The sequence below is a fragment of the Geomonas oryzisoli genome, assembly GCF_018986915.1.
GTDB classification, from domain to species: Bacteria; Desulfobacterota; Desulfuromonadia; order Geobacterales; family Geobacteraceae; genus Geomonas; species Geomonas oryzisoli.
In genome coordinates this window covers 1,201,689-1,220,997 of sequence record NZ_CP076723.1, presented here as the reverse complement: position 1 = coordinate 1,220,997, position 19,309 = coordinate 1,201,689, and the positions used below count along the sequence as shown (strand labels likewise).

The window sequence follows — 19,309 nt, the reverse complement described above, 5'->3', positions numbered from 1 at the left end:
CTTTGCACCTTTGCGGCTTTGCGTGAGGCGATTTTACTGCAGCGCGTCGAGGATGGCCTGGGGCTCCAGGCGGTTCCTGGGATCGCTGTCGGCATAACTGGTGATGATCCTGCCATCCCGCCCCACAACGAAGGTGCCGGGCATGGGGAGCTCCCATGACTCATCGGCGTTGAACTCGGGAAGGTTCACCCCCCATTCCTTATAAAGCCCCTGGACCCAGCCGGGAAGCCGGTACACCAACCCGTAACTGCGCGCCACCACGTTGCCCAGATCACTCAGCACTTCGTACTGCAGGAAGTTCTTCAAAAGCGTCGCCTGCGACTTGTCCGGACTCTGCGGCGAAATCGCCATCAGCGATGCGCCACGCTCCAGTATCTCGGGAAGTATCTTCTGGTAGGCCCTCAACTGAAGGCTGCAGTAGGGTCACCAGATGCCCCGGTAAAAGGTCACCACGGCGGGACCGTGCGCCAGCGCGTCGGCGAGTGCCACCGGAATCCCCACGGCGTTGGGCAGGACGAAACCGGGAGCTGCGTCGCCCGCCTTGGGCACCCTGGCGGTGATCACTTTTTGCCCGATCTCTGCATAGGCGCGCTCCAGTTGCGCCTTCACCTCCGGGGCGAGTGCCTTGCCCTGTTCCAACCGTTCGATCTGAGATCTCAGGTCCTGTTCCATGACGCACCTCCGATTTTTTCACCGCGAGCGCCGCTTTCCTGCCGCCGCGCCAGCGTTTCATTCTACGCTTAATCGTTAAAACGTCAATGTTTCTATGCAATTCCGCCTGCGCGGCACAGATTCAGACAATTGTATATTTTTGACCCAGGTCATAAACAATTTGGAGCGGGAGGGGTATTGTCAGATCATCAAGAACACGGGAGGAAGCAGATGGAATTCAAAAACGGCTTGGGCGATACGGCGATTCAAAATGTGATAGCGAGCAACCCGGAGATCGGGGAGATCCTGAACCGCTACGAGATCGGATGCGTCACCTGCAAGGTCGGCATCTGCCTCCTCAAGGATGTGGTATCCATCCACGGGCTGTCGCAGGAGCAGGAGGCGGCGGTGGAAAAAGAAATAAATGACTATTTGGACGCAAAAGCGGAAAATCGCAGGGTCGCCTAGAAAAATCGAAACGGCACACGCCACAACCAACAACGAAAACAACCATATAAAAAGGGAGAAGTGAACATGGCACATGCAGGATGCGGCTGCCCCGGCAGCATGGCAAGGGTAATCGAGAGGAACGAGGCAACCGAGCAGGAGAACACCGTGAAGGCGGCTTCTGAGCTGAGGCAATGGCCGGTACAGCTGCACCTGGTCCCGCCGACCGCCCCGTGGTTCCAGGACAGCGAGATTCTGATCGCCGCGGACTGCGTGGCCTTCGCCCTGGGGAGCTTCCACAGCGACCTGCTGAAAGGAAAGGCGCTGGCGATCGCCTGCCCGAAACTGGACGACAGCACCCCGTACGTCGAGAAGCTGGCCCGGATCTTCAGCGAGAACAACGTGAAGAGCATCACCGTGGCCATCATGGAAGTCCCCTGCTGCCGCGGCCTCGACATGATGGTGCGCCAGGCGCTGGCACAGTCCGGCAAGGAGATCCCGCTGGAGACGGCGATCATCGGCATCAACGGTGAGAGGAGAAACTAGGTCATGAAACAGGACATCACCCAGAGGCTCAAGGACGAGCACCAGTTGATCCTGAGAATGCTCGCCCTTTTGGAGAAAAACGCGCGGCTCACCGAGGAAGGAAGCTTCAAGGATTACCAGTTCTACCTGGACGGTGTGGACTTCATCAGGAACTACGCCGACCGTTTCCATCACGCCAAGGAGGAGGATGTCCTGTTCGAAGCGCTGGTGGCAAACGGCATGCCCCGGGAGAACAGCCCGGTGGCCGCCATGCTGATGGAGCATGACCTGGGGCGCTCCTACGTGAAGGCGATGGAAGAGGCGGCGACCAGGGCGCTCAACGGCGAGGCGGGGCAGGAAGAGGCGATCGTCGCCAACGCGAGGGGATACCTCGATCTGCTGCGCGATCATATCGCCAAGGAGGATGACATCCTCTACCCGCTGGCCGAGCGGATCCTGCCCGAAGGGGTGCGCCACGGCATCGTCGCCGGGTACGGCAAAGCCGAGGAGAAGTCCGCGGCGGGTTTCGAGGAGCACTACCGGCAGGTCGTGGAGAAGTACGAGAGAGGCTAAGGGAAGTTCTACGTTCTACGTTCTACGTTAACTGCAAAACCTGGAAGCGGAACACGGAGGACACGGAGAAAGGCCACAGAGCACACTGAGAAAGAACAGGTTTTGTTTCCCCCCGAAGCGGCCTTTCCTCTGTGTTCTCTGTGAACCTCCGTGTCCTCTGTGTTTTATGCTTCAAATCTTTAAAGCGGTTACGCAAAGTGCACGAAGTATCCGCTGAGACACGAAGAAAAACTTTGAACGGAAAAACAAAACCCAATCCGATTCTCTTTGCGGCCATCGCGCGTACTCTGCGTTCTTTGCGTAACCGCTTCTGAATTTGCCTGTCCTCTGTGCTCTCTGTGGACCTCGGTGCCCTCTGTGTTTTATGCTTTAAACCTTTAAAGCGGTTACGCAAAGTGCACGAAGTATCCGCTGAGACACGAAGAAAAACTTTGAACGGAAAAACAAAACCCAATCCGATTCTCTTTGCGGCCATCGCGCGTACTTTGCGTTCTTTGCGTAACCGCTTCTGAATTTGCCTGTCCTCTGTGCTCTCTGTGGACCTCGGTGCCTCTGTGTTTTATGCTTCAAACCTTTAAAGCGGTTACGCAAAGTGCACGAAGTATCCGCTGAGACACGAAGAAAAATTTTGAACGGAAAAACAAAACCCAATCCGATTCTCTTTGCGGCCATCGCGCGTACTCTGCGTTCTTTGCGTAACCGCTTCTGAATTTGCCTTTCCTCTGTGCTCTCTGTGGACCTCGGTGCCCTCTGTGTTTTATGCTTCAAACCTTTAAAGCGGTTACGCAAAGTGCACGAAGTATCCGCTGAGACACGAAGAAAAAATTTGAACGGAAAAACAAAACCCAATCCGATTCTCTTTGCGGCCATCGCGCGCACTCTGCGTTCTTTGTGCTTGTTGGGGGAGGTGGCTGAGTTGAAAGGAGCGTTCCGCTAGAGGGACAGGCACCTACCGGAGCCTGTCCCTTCTCGCCTTTCCTCTGTGCTCTCTGTGGACCTCGGTGCCCTCTGTGGTAATGCTTATAAAAAGAAAGGGCGGGGATTCGATATCCCCGCCCTTTCTGCGTCTTGGCTGTCGCCGCGGCGTTATTCGAGGTTGTCCTCGATCCTAATGAAGGTGCTCTTGGCGCGGATCACTTCGAAAGTGTCGATCTCGGCCAGGGCCTTTCTCACGTCCTCCTCGCGCGCATCGTGGGTCATGATCACGATGGGCACTTCGTCGGCGCTCCTCGCACTCTGCAGCATGGATGCGATGCTGATGCCACGCGCACCCAGGGCACCGGCGATGCGGGCCAAAACGCCCGGACGGTCCAGGGCCTGGAAACGGATGTAGTACTTGCTGACGATCTCGCCGATGGGCTTGATCGGCAGGGTGGTGACCTTGTCGTCCAGGAAGCCCAGCGGCGCACAGCGACGGGTGATGCCGGCGCTCATGTTGCGGGCGAGATCGACCACGTCACCTACAACGGCGCTGGCGGTGGCGTCCATGCCGGCACCGCGGCCGTAGAACATGACCGGGCCAACGAAATCGCCGGTGAGCCTGATGGCGTTGAAGACGCCATGCACGTCGGCCAGCGGGTAGTCGCTGGGAATCATGGTCGGATGAACGCGCGCCTCGATCTGGCCGCCATCCATCTTGCCGATGGCCAAAAGCTTGATGCGGTAGCCGAAGGTCTGGGCGAAGTCGACGTCCTCGGAGGTGATCGAGGTGATCCCCTCGGAATAGACGTCCTTCAGATCGATCTTGGTGCCGAAGCAAAGCGACAGGAGCAGGCAGAGTTTGTGCGCGGTGTCGACCCCTTCGATGTCGAAGGTGGGATCGGCCTCGGCGTAGCCCAGTTCCTGGGCGCTCTTCAGAACCTCGGAAAAATCGGCGCCTTCCTGGGTCATCCGGGTGAGGATGTAGTTGCAGGTGCCGTTCACGATGCCGAGCACGGTGGAGAAGCGGTTGCCGGCCATGTTCCCCTTGATGGCGGAGAGGACGGGAATGCCCCCACCCACCGCCGCCTCGAACAGGACCTCGACGCCGTGTTTCTTGGCCGCGGCGTAGATCTCCTCGCCGTGCACCGCCAGCAGCGCCTTGTTGGCGGTGACCACGTGCTTGCCGTTGCCGATCGCCTTGAGGGCGAAGCTGCGCGCCGGCTCGTAGCCGCCGATCAGTTCGATGACCACGGAGATCTCCGGGTCGGTCAGCACGTCGTCGGCGTTGCGCGAAAGGGTGATCCCTTCGGTACTGACGCCGCGGTCGGTGGTGATGTCCAGGTCGACGATGGTTTTGAGAGAGATCCGCGCGCCGGTCTTCTCGGTGAGGAGGGTGGAGTTTTCCTTGAGCAGCTTCACGACACCGGCACCGATGGTGCCGAAACCAAGCAGGCCTACCTTAATCTCTTCCATATTCCCTCTTTGATCGAATTTCAGATTTTAAAAACAAAAGGCGCTTCACAGGGATGAAGGGGAATCCTGTTTATGGTTTTATTCCTTATCCGTAACCGTGGAGGCGATTTCGTCGAGGATGCCGTTCACGAAGGACGCGGAATCGTCGGCACCAAACTTCTTGGCGACTTCGATGGCCTCGTTCATGGTGACGTTCTTCGGAATGTCCGGACGATACAACAGCTCGAACACGGCCAGACGCAAGATGTTCAGGTCCACACGCGCCATGCGGGCCATGCTCCAGTGCTTCGATTTCTCGGCGATGCGGCCGTCGATCTCCTGCAGATGGCCGACAACGCCGGCAACCAGCTCGGATGCAAAGGCGTAGGCCTTGGAGTTGGCGGAAAGGGTCGGTTCCTCGCCTTCACCGAAACTCTCGACGATGCGTTTCAACGTGGTGCTCGGGTCCTGGGTCACCAGGTCCTTGGAGTAGAGCGCCTGCAGCGCCAGTTCTCTACCTTCTCTGCGTGTGGTCAATTATTTCATCTCCCTGAACAGGTTTGCGGTCTCGATCACCGTTACGGCGGCCTCGAACCCTTTGTTGCCGGCCTTGGTACCGGCACGCTCGATGGCCTGCTCGATGGTGTCGGTGGTCAGTACGCCGAAGGCGACGGGAATCCCGGTCTCCAGGGAGACGTGGGCGATCCCTTTGGATACTTCGGAGGAAACGTAATCGAAGTGGGGGGTGGAACCGCGGATCACGGCACCCAGGCAGATCAGGGCGTCGTAGCTGCCGGTTTTGGCCAGTTTCTGCGCGGCAAGCGGGATCTCGAAGGCACCCGGCACGCGCACCACGGTGATCTGCTGGTCATCGGCGCCGTGGCGCACCAGGGCGTCCAGCGCCCCCTCGAGGAGCCTTTCCCCGATGAAACTGTTGAAGCGGCCGACCACGATGGCGAACTTGAGCCCTTCTGCGTTCAGCTTTCCCTCTAAATATTTAGGCATAATCACTCCAGTAAAATCAGATATTTTCCAGCAGGTGTCCCATCTTCTCCCGCTTGGTCTTCAGGTACTTTTCGTTGGCCTTGGACGGCTTCATCTCGATGGGCACCCGCTCGACGATGTTGATGCCGTAGCCTTGCAGGCCGATCAGCTTCTTCGGGTTGTTGGTCATCAGACGGATGTTCTTCACGCCCAGGTTGACCAGGATCTGCGCCCCGATACCGTAATCACGCAGGTCGGCCTTGAAGCCCAGGGCCAGGTTCGCCTCGACGGTGTCGTGCCCCTGATCCTGCAGCGCGTAGGCCTTGAGCTTGTTGGTGAGGCCGATGCCGCGCCCTTCCTGGCGCATGTAGAGGATGATCCCCTTTCCTTCCTTCTCGATCTGCGCCATGGCGGCGTGCAGTTGCTCCGCGCAGTCGCAGCGCACCGAACCGAACACGTCGCCGGTCAGGCACTCGGAGTGCACACGCACCAGGACCGATTCGTCTCCCTTGACGTCCCCCTTGACCAGGGCCAGGTGCTCGAGCTTGTCGATGTCGTTTTCGAAGGCGACGGCCCGGAAGCTGCCGAAGGAGCTCGGGAGCGCGACCTCGACGGAGCGGCGCACCAGCGACTCGTGCTTCAGGCGGTAGGCGACCAGGTCGGCGATGGTGCAGACCTTGACGCCGTGCTCCTTGGCGAACTTCTTCAGCTCCGGCATGCGCGACATGGTGCCGTCTTCGTTCATGATCTCGCAGATGACGCCGGCGGGCTCAAGACCGGCCAGGCGCGCCAGGTCGACGGAGCCCTCGGTCTGACCGGAGCGGACCAGGACGCCGCCGTTTCTCGCGCGCAGCGGGAAGATATGCCCCGGGCGCGCCAGGTCGGCGGCCTGTGCGTTGGGCGCCACCGCGGTCAGGATGGTGTGGGCACGGTCCGCGGCGGAGATGCCGGTGGTGACGCCCTTCTTCGCCTCGATGGAGACGGTGAAGGCGGTGCCGAAGGAGGAGGTGTTGTCCTGCACCATGGGGGGCAGGTCGAGGCGGTCGCAGCGCTCCGCGGTCATGGTGAGGCAGATCAGGCCGCGGCCGAAACGGGCCATGAAGTTGATCGCCTCCGGCGTGACACACTGGGCCGCCATGGTGAGGTCGCCTTCGTTCTCGCGGTCCTCGTCGTCAACCAGGATCACCATCCTCCCGGCCCTGATTTCCTCAATGGCTTCCTCTATGCTTGCTACTGACATTACGTAACCTCTCCTCGTTCAGTATCGGTCGCCGGGATGTGAGGTTGTCCCACTCCCGCGGCCAAATTTGGTTGGACAACAAACCTTAGGGCGTTGACCATAACAAAATTTTCGTCGTAGTGGAAGCAAAAGCAGCTAGATAAAGCCGTTTTTAGCCAGCAGGTCCATGGTGACCCCGCCTTCTTTCTGCCCTTTCCCCGCCAGCAGACGCTCGAGATAGCGGCAGAGGAGGTCGGTTTCGATGTTGACCTCGTCCCCCACCCGCTTGGAGAGAAGGGTCGTCTTCGCTGCCGTGTGCGGGATGATGTTGACGCTGAAGCTGTCCGGTTCCACCTCGTTCACGGTGAGGCTGATGCCGTCGATGGCCACGGAACCCTTGGCCGCGATGTATTTCGCGAACTCCGCCGGGAACCTGAAGGAGAAGACGATGTTGTTGGCCACCTCGCGCCGCTCCGTGATGGTGGCGACGCAGTCGACGTGGCCGGAAACCAGGTGGCCGTCCAGGCGGTCGGACAGGCGCATGGCGCGCTCCATGTTGAGCGGCGCCCCGCCTTTCAGGTTCTTGAAGGCGGTGCGGTCGATGGTCTCGGGGGAGACGTCGAAGGTGACGGCGCCGCCGCCTTTGCGCACCACGGTGAGGCAGGCGCCGTTGATGGCGATGGAGTCGCCGATCCGGATCTCGTCCAGGGGGAGCGAGGTCTTCACGGTGAGGCTCCCCGACGCGCCGCGGCGCTCGATGGAAACCAGCTCGCCTACTGTTTCAATGAGACCTGTGAACATAACACCTCAAAAAAGACGTTCAACGTTCAACGTTCAACGTTCGAGCGGCTGAATCTTTACCTAGCGACGGTACTGGTGCGGCACCTGCACAGAAGTAAATAGGGGACCAGAATGCACGAGCCGTCGCGTAACTGTAGGCTGAAAGAAAACCAAGGTCCTAACGTTGAACGTTGAACGTTGAACGGTCTGTGGGTGTGCCTTCCACCAGCAGATCAACGCCGATCCGCTTTACCTTTACTTCTTCCAGCCGGATGGCGTCGGCCATGAGACGGACGCCTTCGCCGGCGAAGAGCCCCATGCCGGCACCGCCGACGAGCTTGGGGGCCAGGAACAGCATGCAGTGGTCGATGAGCCCCCCACGCAGGAAGGCGCCGGCCAAATGACTCCCGCCTTCCAGCAGGACGGACTGCACGCCCCGCTCGCCCAGCTTAACCAGCAGGTCGTCGAGATCGACGCGCCCTTCCCGTTCCTTACAGACCAGCACTTCGACGCCGTGCGCCGTCAGCGCTTCGATCTGCGCGGCATCGGTGCAGCAGGTGGCGACGACGGTCTGCGCATGCGACTTCAGGCTGAACAGTGCGGCGTGCCGCGGAATCCTGAGCGTCGAATCGACGACGACGCGCAGCGGGTCCTTCCCGCCGGGGACCCGGCAGGTCAGGAGCGGATCGTCCTTGATCACGGTGCCGACGCCGACCATGATGGCATCCAGCCTGCCGCGCAACCGGTGCACCTCGCGCCGCGCGGCGTCGCTGGTCACCCACTTGGAATCGCCGCCGGCCGTGGCGCTCATGCCGTCCAGGGTGAGAGCGCTCTTCAGCACCACGTACGGGCGCCTGGTCTGGATCCACTTGATGAAGGGGCGGTTCAGCTCCCGGCTCTGCGCCTCCAAAAGCCCCACTTCGACTTCGATGCCGGCCTCCCGCAGCATGCCGATGCCGCGACCGGATACCAGGGGATTCGGGTCGACCATGGCGACGAAGACGCGCCCGACGCGCGCCTCGACGAGGGCCTTGGCGCAGGGAGGGGTCTTGCCGAAATGGGAGCAGGGCTCGAGCGTCACGTAGACGTCGGCGCCCTGCGCCAGCGCGCCCGCTTCCCTCAATGCATGCACCTCGGCGTGCGGAGTCCCCGCTTTCCGGTGCCACCCCTTGCCGATGACGACGCCGTCTTTCACGATGACGCAGCCGACCGCGGGGTTTGGTGCGGTCTTGCCGACGCCCTTCCTGGCCTCGGCCAGCGCCAGCCGCATCATTTTGAGGTCCGCAGACATTCCCGCTCCTATTTCTTGAGGAGGTCCTGCAGTTCCACCATGAATTCGTTGATGTCCTTGAAGGAGCGGTACACGGAGGCGAAACGGACGTAGGCGACCTGGTCGATGCCGTGCAGCTCGTTCATGATCCATTCGCCCAGGGTGGTGGTCGGGATCTCGCGCTCGCCGCTTTCCTGCATGCGCGTCTCCAGGCGGTCCACCAGTTTCTCGATGGTCTCCACCGAAACCGGCCGTTTCTCGCACGCCTTCTGCAGACCGGCCACCAGTTTCAGGCGGTCGAAGGGCTCGCGCCGGCCGTCACGCTTGGTCACCAGCGGGAGCACTTCCTCGATCCGCTCGTGGGTGGTGAAACGCTTGCCGCAGGACTCGCACTCGCGCCGGCGACGGATGGCCGCGCCCCCCTTGTCGGGGCGGGAATCGACCACCTTGCTGTCGCTGAAACTGCAGAAGGGACATTTCATGGCTGCGGCTCCTCGTACTTCTCGACGGTGATGCCGGACTCGCGGATCATCTCCTCCGCCAGTTGGTCCGGATAGCCGGAGAGGTAGACCACCCGCTTGATGCCCGAGTTGATCACCATCTTCGAGCAGATGATGCAAGGCATGGTGTTGCAGTACAGGGTTGCCCCTTCGATGGAGGTGCCGTGCTTGGCGGCCTGGATGATGGCGTTCTGCTCGGCGTGCAGGCCGCGGCAGAGCTCGTGACGCTCGCCGGACGGGATCCCCATCTTCTCGCGCAGGCAGCCGATATCCAGACAATGGGCGGTCCCCGACGGTGCGCCGTTGTAGCCGGTCGCCAGGATGTTCTTGTCCTTCACCAGGACGGCGCCGACCTGCCGCCTCAGGCAGGTGGAGCGCTTGGCGACCAGACGTGTGATCTCGATGAAATATTCATCCCAACTCGGACGCACCATAACGAGCCCCTCTCATTTGAAATTTGGCCAGAATAGCCGTTTTCGCGAGCCCGGTCAAGCGGCGTGAGAATACGGTGCAACTGATTCACATGAGGAGGTTGCCGCTGCGGAAGCAACCGACACGGTTTTTGGGGATGCGCAGAGAGCGCTCTGCTCCCCGGGCCGGCTCCCCTGCAGCGCGAACAGGGCGACGGCGCCAAGCCCGACGGTCCCGGCGGCGTGAAACACGGCGACGATGCCGAGGCTTCCCTGCAGCAGCGCGCCGAAAAGGGGTCCCGCCGCGAAGCCCAGGTTGAGCGCCGCGTTGAAGGTGCCGACCGTCACGGCCATGCCGTGCCTCATCCCCTCTTCCACCAATAACGCGCTGCTGGCCGGCTGGGAGACGACGCTGCAGGCGCCGATGGCCAGGGTAAGCAGCAGCATCTGGTAAAAACCGGGCGCGGCCGGGACGAGAAAGTAGAGCGCCGACACCGCGGTCCCCCCCGCCAGCACCAACAGGCGGCGCGGGGCGCGGTCGGAGAGGATCCCCATGGGGCGCAGGAGCAGCGTCATGGCGACGGTGCCTGATGCGAGGATGACGCCGCTGCGCAGGCCGGTCAGCCCCAGCTTGGCGGTAAGCAGGATGGGAAGAAAGGCACCGGTAAGCGAGATACCGAAGGCCCTGCCGAAGATGAAGGCGAGCAGCGCCCGGTAGCTGCCGGCACGATCCCGTCGCAAAGTTCCCAAAGAGCCACGGCTGGTCCGGCCCGGGGCGTTGCCGCCGCGGTCGCCGCCGGGGATGCCGCGCAGGGCGAAACAGAAGGCGACCAGGCACAATGCGGCAACGGCTGCGAATACGCCGACGAAGCCGAAAGAGTCCTTGAGCAGGCCGCCGGTGAGCGGCCCAAGGCACAGCGCACCGTAAAAGGAGATGTCGAAGGTGGCAAGGACGGTGCCCCGCCTCTTCTCGGCGGCGCAGCTCCCCACCAGCGACAGGAGCACCGGGCGAAACAGCGCGCAGCTCACCCCCTGCAGCAGGCGCAGCACGGTGAGGACGGGCACGGAGAGGTTGAAGAGGTAACCGGTCGAGACCGCGAGGTAAAGGGCGAGGCTTGCCAGCACCGCCCGACGGTAGCCGGCCCGCTCGCACCAGGCGCCCAGCGCGGGGCTGCAGACGATCTTGGCGAGGGAATAGCAGACCAGCGGCAGTCCGAGCATGAGCCCCCGGGCGCCGAGGCTGAAGAGGTAGGTCGAGAAGAAGGCGTCGGCGATGCCGAAGGCCAGCGTTACGGCGAAGTTGACCAGGAACAGGGTTCGCAGCAGGTTGCGCTCCGGCATGGCGCTACCCCCGTGCGGTCAGGAACGTCTCGAAGAGCCGGTCGTGCACTTCGATGTGCTCCAGCCAGAGCCGGCGGATCTGCTCCAACTCGTCTGCCGGCGCCCCCTTCCCGAGGGCCAGGCGGTAGCGCAGCTTGGCGGTACCGATGCTGATCGACTGGTGGCAAAGCCGGTGTTCCCTGACCTTAGGGAAGGCCACCAGTTCCATGTAGCGCTCTTCCGGGACGATCTGGGTGAGCGTCGCCGTCACCAGTTGATCGAGCTCGCCGGTCACGTCGGACGAGGGGTGGCGGCGCAGCTGCTCGAGCATCCGGTTCAGTCGGCCGATGATGCTGCGGTAGCGGCTGTCCCACTTAAACGGTTCGTCGTGCAGGATTGCTGTTTCCATCGGTTTCCCTTGCCGGCGAGGGATATCCCCCCGCCGGCGAGAAAGGGGGACAGGCACCTGGCGGAGCCAGTCCCCGAGAATTAATGCCCCCTCGGCCATAGCCGGGGCTGCGATTTTTTTAGAAGGTCATCTGCCACTTGGCGCCGGCGATCAGGGAGCGCGGCTCTTTCTGCCCGAGCGAGTTCTTGAAGTCGTTCAGGTAGTCGATCTCCGGGACGATGTTGATGTGCTTGCCCAGGGCATAGTTGACGTTGGCGAAGGCTGCCATGCGGGCGTCGGCGTGGGCGATCGGGTTGTCGTCGATCACGTAGGAAGCGCCGGTGTAGATCATGGCACGGTCGCTCGCCCGGTAGCCTATCTGGCCGAAGCCGCCGTAGGTGTGGGAGTTCTTGCCGTGCAGCGTGTCGTAGTAGGCGCCGTTGGCCTGACCGGGGTTGGCCAGCGTGTTGCCGGTGCCGTTGCCGGTCGCGGTGCTCATCAGGTCGCCGGTGTTCTGCCCGGTGAAGACGTTGTAGCTCAGTTCAACCGGGGCCAGATCGACCTTGCCGTGGAAGAAGGCGAGGTAGGAGTAGATGTCGTGCTTCACCGGCGTGGAGTTGTTGATCGAGCTGGTCGCCTTGTACCAGTTGCCGGCGACGCCGCCGCCGTAGGTCCACTTGTCCAGCTTCCCTTCGTAGCCGACCACCATCTTCGGGAGCATCGTGTCGTAGTCGGTGTAGGTCGCGGCGTAGCTGTTGCCGGTCTGGCTGTAGGCCGCGGTCACGTCCGCGTTGGGGGATACGTTGGTGGTGTTGTTGGCCTGGTTGCCGACGCGCGGCTGCATGGCGTCGACGTAGAAGCCGTTGTTCATGGTCACCTTGATGTTGGCGTAGCGGCCGTCCCAGAGCGAGCCGTAGCCGTTGAAGCCGCCGTCGCTGTCCCAGACCTGCTGGGAGCGGAACACGTAGGGGCTCGGCGTCTTACCGATGCGCAGTTTCCCCTCGCCGAAATCCCACTCGCCGTACAGGAGCCGCACTTCCACCCCTTTGGAGTACGCCTTCGGGTTGTACAGGCCGACCTCGGCCACGCCGGAATATTCGCCGTCTTTCACTTTGACGCCGATGAAGCTGTCGCCGAAGTTGTCCAGGCTGAAGTCGCTGTCGTGCCGGGCGGCCCCGGTGGCCGGGCTGTAGTAGGAGTTCTGGGTCCAGAAGGTCCCAAGCTTTATGTTGCCGTAGGCGTTGAGGTCGATGGCCAGCGCGGGTGCGGAGCACGCCAGGGCGGCAGCGAAGGTCATGGCGGCTATGTTCATCTTCTTCATGGTACTGTTCCCTTTCGATTGGTAGTCGTTGGTTTAGTTGCAACAGCTGCGGTTGCCGTGGCGGGGTCGCCGCCACGGCAGTACGACGCTTACTTGTTCATGCCGGAGTACTTGAGCGCGTTCTCCGCGGCGATACGGCCGGAGTTGATGGCGTAGCCCGCCGTGCCCCCTCCCAAGAGCAGGTCGTAGCTGTCGCCGTACATGCCGCCGGAGTCGGTGCCGACCGCGTAGAGCCCCGGGATCGGCTCGCCCTTGGCGTTGAGCGCCTCGGTGTTGCCGGAGATCTTCACGCCGCCCAGGGTGCCCAGGTGACGCGGCAGGAGCTTCACGGCGTAGAAGGGGCCGGTGGCGACGGGACGCAGGTACTTGGACTTCTTGTTGAACTGGCTGTCCTCGCGTACCGCGGCCGACTTGTTCATGGCCTCCACGCTCGCCTTAAGGATCTTCGCATCCATGTTGAGCTGCTTGGCGAGGTCCTCGATGGAGTCGGCCTTGAACGCGAAGCCGCGCTTGCGGGCCAGTTCCTTGTTGAAGGATTCGTCGAACTTGACGAGCTTGGTCCCCTGGAGCACCCACTCGCCCAGCGGCATCTCGATCCCCTTCTCGACGGCGAGCTTCCTGGTGGACTCGTCGAAGATGGAGTAGGCGGTGCCGCCGATCCTGGTGATCGCGTTGCCGGCGTAGGGCCAGAACTCGACGCTGGACTCGTCGACGTAGCGCTCGCCGCGCGGGGTCACCCAGAAGTAGGGCTGCACCGCGAGGGCGATCATCTGGTCGGCCGGGTGGAAGCCGGGGAGGCCGGGACGGTACGCCTCAACGGTGCCCATCCCCTCGAGCTGCGCGCCGACCTTCTCGGCCATGCGGATACCGTCGCCGTCCTTGCCGATGTTGCCGACCGGGATCACTTCCGGGTACTCGACGTACTTCTTCATCATCTCCTTGTTGTTGGCGAAGCCGCCGGTGGCGATGATCACCGCCTTGGCCTTGATCTTCAGCTGCTCGCCGGACTTCTCCTTGGCAACCACGCCGACCACCTTGCCGTTGTCGGTGATGAGGTCGGTGCCCGGGGTCTCCAGGAGGATCTTGCCGCCGTGATCCTGCACGTACTTCTCGAAGACGTTGATCATCCTCTGGCAGTGGAAGTCCCTGGGGTTCTTGTCCGGGTAGTCCGGACCGGGGGCGATGACGTGCCAGGTGAGCGGGCCGCCGAAGCCGCCGACGCCGACGTACTCGATTTTCACCCCGAGGTTGTCGAGCCAGTCGATGGTGTCGGCCGACTTGTCCACGAAGTTCTTGGCCAGGGCGCCGTTGGCCTTCCAGTGGCTGTAGTTCATGATCAGCTTGAAGGCAAAGTCCTTGCTGACGTCGATGCCGATGCGCTTTTGCAGCTTGCTCTCCGCGGCGAAGACGCCTTCACAGAAGCTGCCGGTACCGCCGACCTTGGCCTGCTTCTCGAGCACCACCACCTTGGCGCCCAGCTGCAGCGCCTGGACGGCGGCGGCAAGGCCCGACGTACCGGCACCCACGACCACCACGTCGGTATTCATCTCCTTTTCTGCCAGCGCCGGCGCGGCGAACGCCAGCAGGGCGACCAGCATCATCGCCATACCTCGAACTCTTCTCATCGATTCCTCCTCTTTGATCCCCCTCAGGGGTTGGTGCGACGCGGGGTTTGCCGCGTTCGGAACAGTTCGGGCTACTTGTCCTTGAATTCGAAATCGCTGTGGCACTCCAGGCACAGGTACTCTGAAGGTGCGTGCACCCGGTGACACTTGAGGCACGCCATCCTCCCCAGGTGGGAGTCGTGCGGGTTGTTGTGCATCCCCTTGGTGCGCTCGGCCATCTTGTCGTAGCCGCCGTGGCAGTCGAGGCAGGCCTCAACCGCGGCCGACGCCGTCGGCTTGTCGGTCTTGTGGCAGTCGGCACAGCCAAATCCCTCGGCGGCATGTTTTCCCTTGATGTTCGCCGCCCAGGCCTTGCCTTGTGCCAGGGACTGCCCCGCCCCGAGGACAGCCAGCAGCGACAGCCCTACGAAAATTCTCTTTCCCACCGTTTACCTCCCATTCGTGTAGTTCACCGCCAATCGCGAGACGGCCGACGAGCCGGACGTTTCTCCTTGTTTGGCAAAAAAACCTCTTTGGATGTGGGAATAGCAGCGAGTGTGCCATCGAAAAAAAATAGGCAAAACGGTCGGTTGCGACAAAGACTCGTATACAGCGTGGAAAATGCCTATCATTATGATAAGGTGCTTTATTATTCTGGTAGGCAGTTAGGAGGCGGGGATGCAATCGGCGGATCTGGATTTACGGGAGCTACTTTCCTTCCGTCCCGACGGGGGGACCATGTTCTTCATGGGGCGCAGGGCGATCATCTTCGATGCCGTCGCCCTGGGGCTTTTGCGCAAGGAGCTGATCAGCTCGCTGGGGATGGCGGCGGCGCGCAGCATCCTGACCAGGTTCGGCTACGCCCACGGCAGGATGACGGCGGAAAGCCTGAAGCTGGAATTCCCCGACCTCTTCGCCGACAGCTGGACCGGCCCGAAACTGCACATGCTGCAGGGGATGGTCCGGGTCGAGGAAAACAAGCGCAGCGACGGCAGCGACGACCAGCCGCTGGTGCAGTCCTTCTGGTACGACTCCTACGAGGTGGAGCAGCACCTTTTGCACCTGGGTCTTTCCGAGGACTCGGTCTGCTGGACCCTGACCGGGTTCGCCAGCGGCTACGTCTCCTACTGGCGGGGCGAAAAGGTGTACTTCATCGAGGACCGCTGCTGCGGCAAGGGGGACGCGGTCTGCCACGTCGAGGGGAGAACGAGGGAACAGTGGGGCGAGGCGCTGGAACCGTATCTCCCCTACTTCGAGTCGGAGACCGGCGACGAGGTGTTCCAGAACCTGGCCAAGGCGCTGCGCGACACCGAGGAGCGGCTCAAGAAGCAGCGGCGCCAGATGTCGTGCCTGAGCGCGGGGACGGAGGAGTTCGGCTGCATCACCGCTCGCTCCGGCGCGATGCGCCAGGTGGTCGAACTGACCCGGCGCATCGCCCGCGTCGATTCTTCGGTGATCGTGACCGGCGAAAGCGGCGCGGGGAAGGAGCGCATCGCACGGCTGATCCACGAGGAGTCCGCCCGCTCGGGGCGCCCCTTCGTGGCGGTCAACTGCGGCGCGCTCACCGAAACGCTCCTGGAGAGCGAGCTCTTCGGCCACGCCAAGGGTGCCTTCACCGGCGCGGACCGGGACAAGATGGGGCTCATCGAGGCCGCAAACGGCGGCACCCTCTTCCTGGACGAGATCGGCGAGGTTTCCCAGTCCATGCAGGTGAAACTGCTGCGCGTGCTGCAGGAGCGGGAGGTGAGACGGGTCGGTGAAAACAAGTCGCGCCAGGTCGACATCCGGGTGGTCGCCGCCACCAACAGGAATCTCTCAGACGAGGTGAGCAAGGGAAACTTCCGGCGCGACCTCTACTATCGGCTGAGGGTGATCGAGGTAAGGGTCCCTCCCCTGCGGGAAAGAAACGAGGACATCCTTCCCCTGGCGCGCATCTTCCTGGAGCAGGCGTCCAAGCGCGCGGGGCGGAAGGTGACCGGGTTCACTCCCAAGGCGGCCGACCAACTGCTGCGCTACACCTGGCCGGGCAACGTGCGGGAACTGCAGAACGCGGTGGAACACGCCGTGGCGCTTTGCCTGGACACGAGGGCCGACCTCGAGGACCTGCCCGAGGAGCTCAGGTCAGCGCTGCCAAGACCGGGGATCGTGGAGTCTGTGCGCCCGCTGGAAGAGGTGGAGCGGGAATACATCCTGGCGGCCTTGAGGGCCACGGGCAACAACAAGGCGCGCACCGCGGCGGAGTTGAATATCGGCGTGGCCACCCTCTACCGCAAACTGGCAGAGTACGAGAAGCAGGGATTCGTGGCCTAGGCGCCGGCGGGAAAGTTCTTGCCCCCGGCTCCCAAAGAGTGTAAGAAGTACCCTCTTTTTTTGCCGACTGGCTGTCGCGCCCAGGAAAGTCCCCCTTCGGCACAGGGAATTTAGGTGGAGTAGCTTTTGTTGAGGCAAATCCCCTCTGTCCCCCCTTCACAAAGGGGGGAACGCTGGTTCGCGTGCAGTGTTGTTGGACAACTTATTCCACTTCGCCGAATTCCCCGAAGAGCCTTGGCAGAGGTGGGCAGCAGTAGCTGAAGCTTTTAGGAGACTGTTTGATCATGCAGATGACTGACACACCGCAATTACTGGAAATAGTCGTAGAAGAAAGCGGCCTGCCGCGCGGCGGGGTGCTCGCCACGGTGGCGCTTTTGAACGAGGGGGGCACCGTCCCCTTCATCGCGCGCTACCGCAAGGAGCAGACCGGCGAGTTGGACGAGGTGCAGATCCGCGAGATCGAGGACCTGCTCAACTACCACCGCGAACTGGCCGAGCGCAAAGCGACCGTGCTGAAAAGCATCGAGGAGCAGGGGAAACTCACCCCGGAGCTCTCCGCGCGCATCACGACCTGCCGCAAGAAGACCGAGCTCGAAGACCTCTACCTCCCTTACAAGCCCAAGCGCCGCACCAAGGCGACCATCGCGCGCGAGCGCGGCCTGGAGCCGCTGGCCCAGCTGATCCTGGCGCAGGAGCCGACATCAGGATCCGCGGCGGACGCGGCAGCGCCGTTCATCAACGATGAACTGGGAGTACCCGACGCGGCTGCCGCTTTGGAAGGAGCGTCGCACATCCTCGCCGAGCAGCTCTCCGAGGACGCCGACCGGCGCGCCATGGTGCGCGACCTCACCCGTGAGCAGGGGATCTTCGCGTCGCAGCTCCTGGGAGAAGGGGCGGATCGCGAAGGGAAGTTCAAGATGTACTACGAGTACCAGGAGCCTCTCAAAACGATACCGTCACACCGCATGCTCGCGATGAGGCGCGGAGAGAAGGAGGAGGTGCTGCGCCTCACCCTGCTGGCGCCGGAAGAGGAGATCGTGGCGCGCTTGAAGGCGGCGCTTGTGAAGCGGGAAAGCGTCTTCAAGGAAGTGCTGGAGGCCGTGGCCCTCGACGCCTACAAGCGGCTCATCGCCCCCTCCATCGAAGTGGAGCTGAGGCTGGAGGCAAAGACCAGGGCCGACGAGGCCGCCATCGCGGTGTTCGCGCAGAACCTGAGAAACCTGCTGCTGCTCCCCCCGGCGGGGGGGAGGCGCGTGCTGGGCGTCGACCCGGGTCTCAGGACCGGTTGCAAGCTCGCCGCCATCAGCGAAACGGGGCGTTTCCTGGAGCAGACCACCATTTACCCGCACACCGGCGGGCCCAAGGCGGAGAGCGCCGGTGCCGATCTGGTCCGGCTCGTGGAGCGCCACGACCTGCGCCTGATCGCCATCGGCAACGGTACCGGCGGCCGCGAGACGGAGGTGTTCGTGCGCGAGGCGCTGCGTGCCGCCGGCGTCAAGGCCGAGACGGTCATGGTGAACGAGGCGGGCGCCTCGGTCTATTCCGCGTCCGAGATCGCGCGCGAGGAGTTCCCTGAACTGGACCTCACCATCCGCGGCGCCATCTCCATCGGCCGCAGGCTCCAGGACCCGCTGGCGGAGCTGGTGAAGATCGATCCCAAGAGCATCGGGGTCGGGCAGTACCAGCACGACGTGAACCAGTCGCTGCTGAAGAAAGCGCTGGACGCGGTGGTGGAATCCTGCGTCAACTACGTCGGGGTCGACCTGAACAGCGCCTCCTGGGCGCTCCTCTCCTATGTAGCCGGCCTCTCAGAAAGCCAGGGGCGCGCCATCGTGAAGTTCCGCGACGAGAACGGGGCCTTCCCCACCCGGCAGGCGCTCCTCAAGGTGCCGCGCTTCGGCCCCAAGGCATTTGAGCAGGCGGCGGGCTTTCTGCGCATCCGCGGCGGAGACCATCCGCTGGACAACACGGCGGTGCACCCGGAGAACTACGCGGTGGTCGAGCAGATGGCTGCCGATCTCAAGGTCACCGTGGCCCAGCTTGCCTCCGACCCCGCCCTTTCCGCCGGGATCAGGTTGGAACGCTACGTCACCGACAGCATCGGCCTCCCCACGTTGCGCGACATCCTGGCCGAGTTGAAAAAACCGGGACGCGACCCGCGCGAGCAGTTCCAGACCGCGGCATTCCGTGACGACGTGGTGACCATCGCCGACCTGAAGGAAGGGATGATCCTGCAGGGGGTGGTCACCAACGTGGCGGCCTTCGGCGCCTTCATCGACATCGGGGTGCACCAGGACGGGCTCGTGCACGTAAGCCAGTTGTCGCACCGCTACTGCAAGGACCCCAACGAAGCGGTCAAGGTCGGCGAGATCGTCAAGGTGAAGGTCCTCTCCGCGGACCCGCAGACGAAAAGGATCTCCCTCTCCATCAAGCAGGCGGCGCCGGAGCAGGCGCAGAAGAGCGCTACGCCGAAGAACCAGCCGAAGGCGAAGGAGCAAAAGCCTGCCAACGACCTGTCCGGGTGGGAGAGGGCCGGGTTCAGGGTCAAGAAATAAACCGAGAACCATTGGCCACGGAGAAAATCTGAGAACTTCGGAGAAAAGCAAAAAAGAGGGTTTTGACTTACTCAGATTT

Annotated in this window: 19 protein-coding genes; 5 read left to right on the top strand and 14 right to left on the bottom strand. The window is 62.5% G+C overall.

Translation table 11 applies throughout. The features are described from left to right. Nucleotides 1–33: 33 nt before the first annotated feature. Complete coding sequence (locus KP004_RS05465) at nt 34–672, bottom strand: peroxiredoxin-like family protein (protein WP_216801362.1); 639 nt, start codon at nt 670–672, stop codon at nt 34–36. Nucleotides 673–882: 210 nt separating this feature from the next. Here KP004_RS05465 and KP004_RS05460 point away from each other — a divergent pair, with 210 nt between their 5' ends. The 3 genes from KP004_RS05460 to KP004_RS05450 all read left to right on the top strand — a co-directional run bounded on the left by KP004_RS05460 (nt 883) and on the right by KP004_RS05450 (nt 2,196). Beyond that, nucleotides 883–1,119 (top strand): hypothetical protein, encoded by a 237-nt coding sequence (locus tag KP004_RS05460; protein ID WP_216801361.1) that lies wholly within the window; start codon nt 883–885, stop codon nt 1,117–1,119. A gap of 66 nt (nt 1,120–1,185) precedes the next feature. Next, nucleotides 1,186–1,644: an iron-sulfur cluster-binding oxidoreductase gene (locus KP004_RS05455; RefSeq protein WP_216801360.1), complete on the top strand. Its 459-nt coding sequence runs from the start codon at nt 1,186–1,188 to the stop codon at nt 1,642–1,644. A 3-nt stretch (nt 1,645–1,647) separates the two neighbouring features. Beyond that, nucleotides 1,648–2,196: a hemerythrin domain-containing protein gene (locus KP004_RS05450; protein WP_216801359.1), complete on the top strand. Its 549-nt coding sequence runs from the start codon at nt 1,648–1,650 to the stop codon at nt 2,194–2,196. A 1,086-nt stretch (nt 2,197–3,282) separates the two neighbouring features. Here the strand turns inward: KP004_RS05450 and KP004_RS05445 are convergent. The 13 genes from KP004_RS05445 to KP004_RS05385 form a co-directional block, all read right to left on the bottom strand. After that, nucleotides 3,283–4,590, bottom strand: coding sequence for a homoserine dehydrogenase (locus tag KP004_RS05445; protein WP_216801358.1), 1,308 nt, complete (start codon nt 4,588–4,590; stop codon nt 3,283–3,285). A gap of 78 nt (nt 4,591–4,668) precedes the next feature. Then, entirely contained in the window at nt 4,669–5,106 is a 438-nt protein-coding gene (nusB, locus tag KP004_RS05440) for a transcription antitermination factor NusB (RefSeq protein ID WP_216801357.1), read from the bottom strand. Continuing rightward, the gene (gene ribH / locus KP004_RS05435; protein ID WP_216801356.1) at nt 5,107–5,574 is read right to left on the bottom strand and encodes a 6,7-dimethyl-8-ribityllumazine synthase; all 468 of its coding nucleotides are present in this window, start codon (nt 5,572–5,574) and stop codon (nt 5,107–5,109) included. 16 nt (nt 5,575–5,590) lie between these two features. After that, entirely contained in the window at nt 5,591–6,793 is a 1,203-nt protein-coding gene (locus KP004_RS05430; protein WP_216801355.1) for a bifunctional 3,4-dihydroxy-2-butanone-4-phosphate synthase/GTP cyclohydrolase II, read from the bottom strand. A 135-nt stretch (nt 6,794–6,928) separates the two neighbouring features. Next, nucleotides 6,929–7,573, bottom strand: coding sequence for a riboflavin synthase (locus KP004_RS05425; protein WP_216801354.1), 645 nt, complete (start codon nt 7,571–7,573; stop codon nt 6,929–6,931). 157 nt (nt 7,574–7,730) lie between these two features. Further along, complete coding sequence (gene ribD, locus KP004_RS05420; protein ID WP_216801353.1) at nt 7,731–8,843, bottom strand: bifunctional diaminohydroxyphosphoribosylaminopyrimidine deaminase/5-amino-6-(5-phosphoribosylamino)uracil reductase RibD; 1,113 nt, start codon at nt 8,841–8,843, stop codon at nt 7,731–7,733. Nucleotides 8,844–8,851: 8 nt separating this feature from the next. Next, on the bottom strand, nt 8,852–9,304 hold the full coding sequence (gene nrdR, locus KP004_RS05415; protein WP_216498304.1) for a transcriptional regulator NrdR: 453 nt from the start codon (nt 9,302–9,304) through the stop codon (nt 8,852–8,854). Beyond that, entirely contained in the window at nt 9,301–9,756 is a 456-nt protein-coding gene (locus KP004_RS05410) for a deoxycytidylate deaminase (RefSeq protein ID WP_216801352.1), read from the bottom strand. The genes nrdR and KP004_RS05410 overlap by 4 nt, the downstream gene beginning before the upstream one ends. Nucleotides 9,757–9,810: 54 nt before the next feature. After that, a complete protein-coding gene (locus tag KP004_RS05405; protein WP_216801351.1) occupies nt 9,811–11,073 on the bottom strand; it encodes an MFS transporter in 1,263 nt (420 codons plus the stop codon). A gap of 4 nt (nt 11,074–11,077) precedes the next feature. Further along, entirely contained in the window at nt 11,078–11,461 is a 384-nt protein-coding gene (locus tag KP004_RS05400; protein WP_216801350.1) for a hemerythrin domain-containing protein, read from the bottom strand. A 118-nt stretch (nt 11,462–11,579) separates the two neighbouring features. Further along, entirely contained in the window at nt 11,580–12,761 is a 1,182-nt protein-coding gene (locus tag KP004_RS05395; protein ID WP_216801349.1) for a hypothetical protein, read from the bottom strand. Nucleotides 12,762–12,850: 89 nt separating this feature from the next. Next, complete coding sequence (locus tag KP004_RS05390) at nt 12,851–14,386, bottom strand: FAD-dependent oxidoreductase (RefSeq protein ID WP_239026954.1); 1,536 nt, start codon at nt 14,384–14,386, stop codon at nt 12,851–12,853. A gap of 71 nt (nt 14,387–14,457) precedes the next feature. Next, nucleotides 14,458–14,811: a cytochrome c3 family protein gene (locus KP004_RS05385; RefSeq protein ID WP_216801348.1), complete on the bottom strand. Its 354-nt coding sequence runs from the start codon at nt 14,809–14,811 to the stop codon at nt 14,458–14,460. A gap of 232 nt (nt 14,812–15,043) precedes the next feature. Between KP004_RS05385 and KP004_RS05380 the strand changes: the two genes are divergently transcribed. Together KP004_RS05380 and KP004_RS05375 are read left to right on the top strand one after the other, a co-directional pair. Further along, nucleotides 15,044–16,675 (top strand): sigma-54-dependent Fis family transcriptional regulator, encoded by a 1,632-nt coding sequence (locus tag KP004_RS05380; RefSeq protein ID WP_216801347.1) that lies wholly within the window; start codon nt 15,044–15,046, stop codon nt 16,673–16,675. A gap of 284 nt (nt 16,676–16,959) precedes the next feature. Beyond that, nucleotides 16,960–19,230, top strand: a complete 2,271-nt coding sequence (locus KP004_RS05375) for a Tex family protein (RefSeq protein WP_216801346.1) — start codon at nt 16,960–16,962, stop codon at nt 19,228–19,230. Nucleotides 19,231–19,309: the final 79 nt, after the last annotated feature.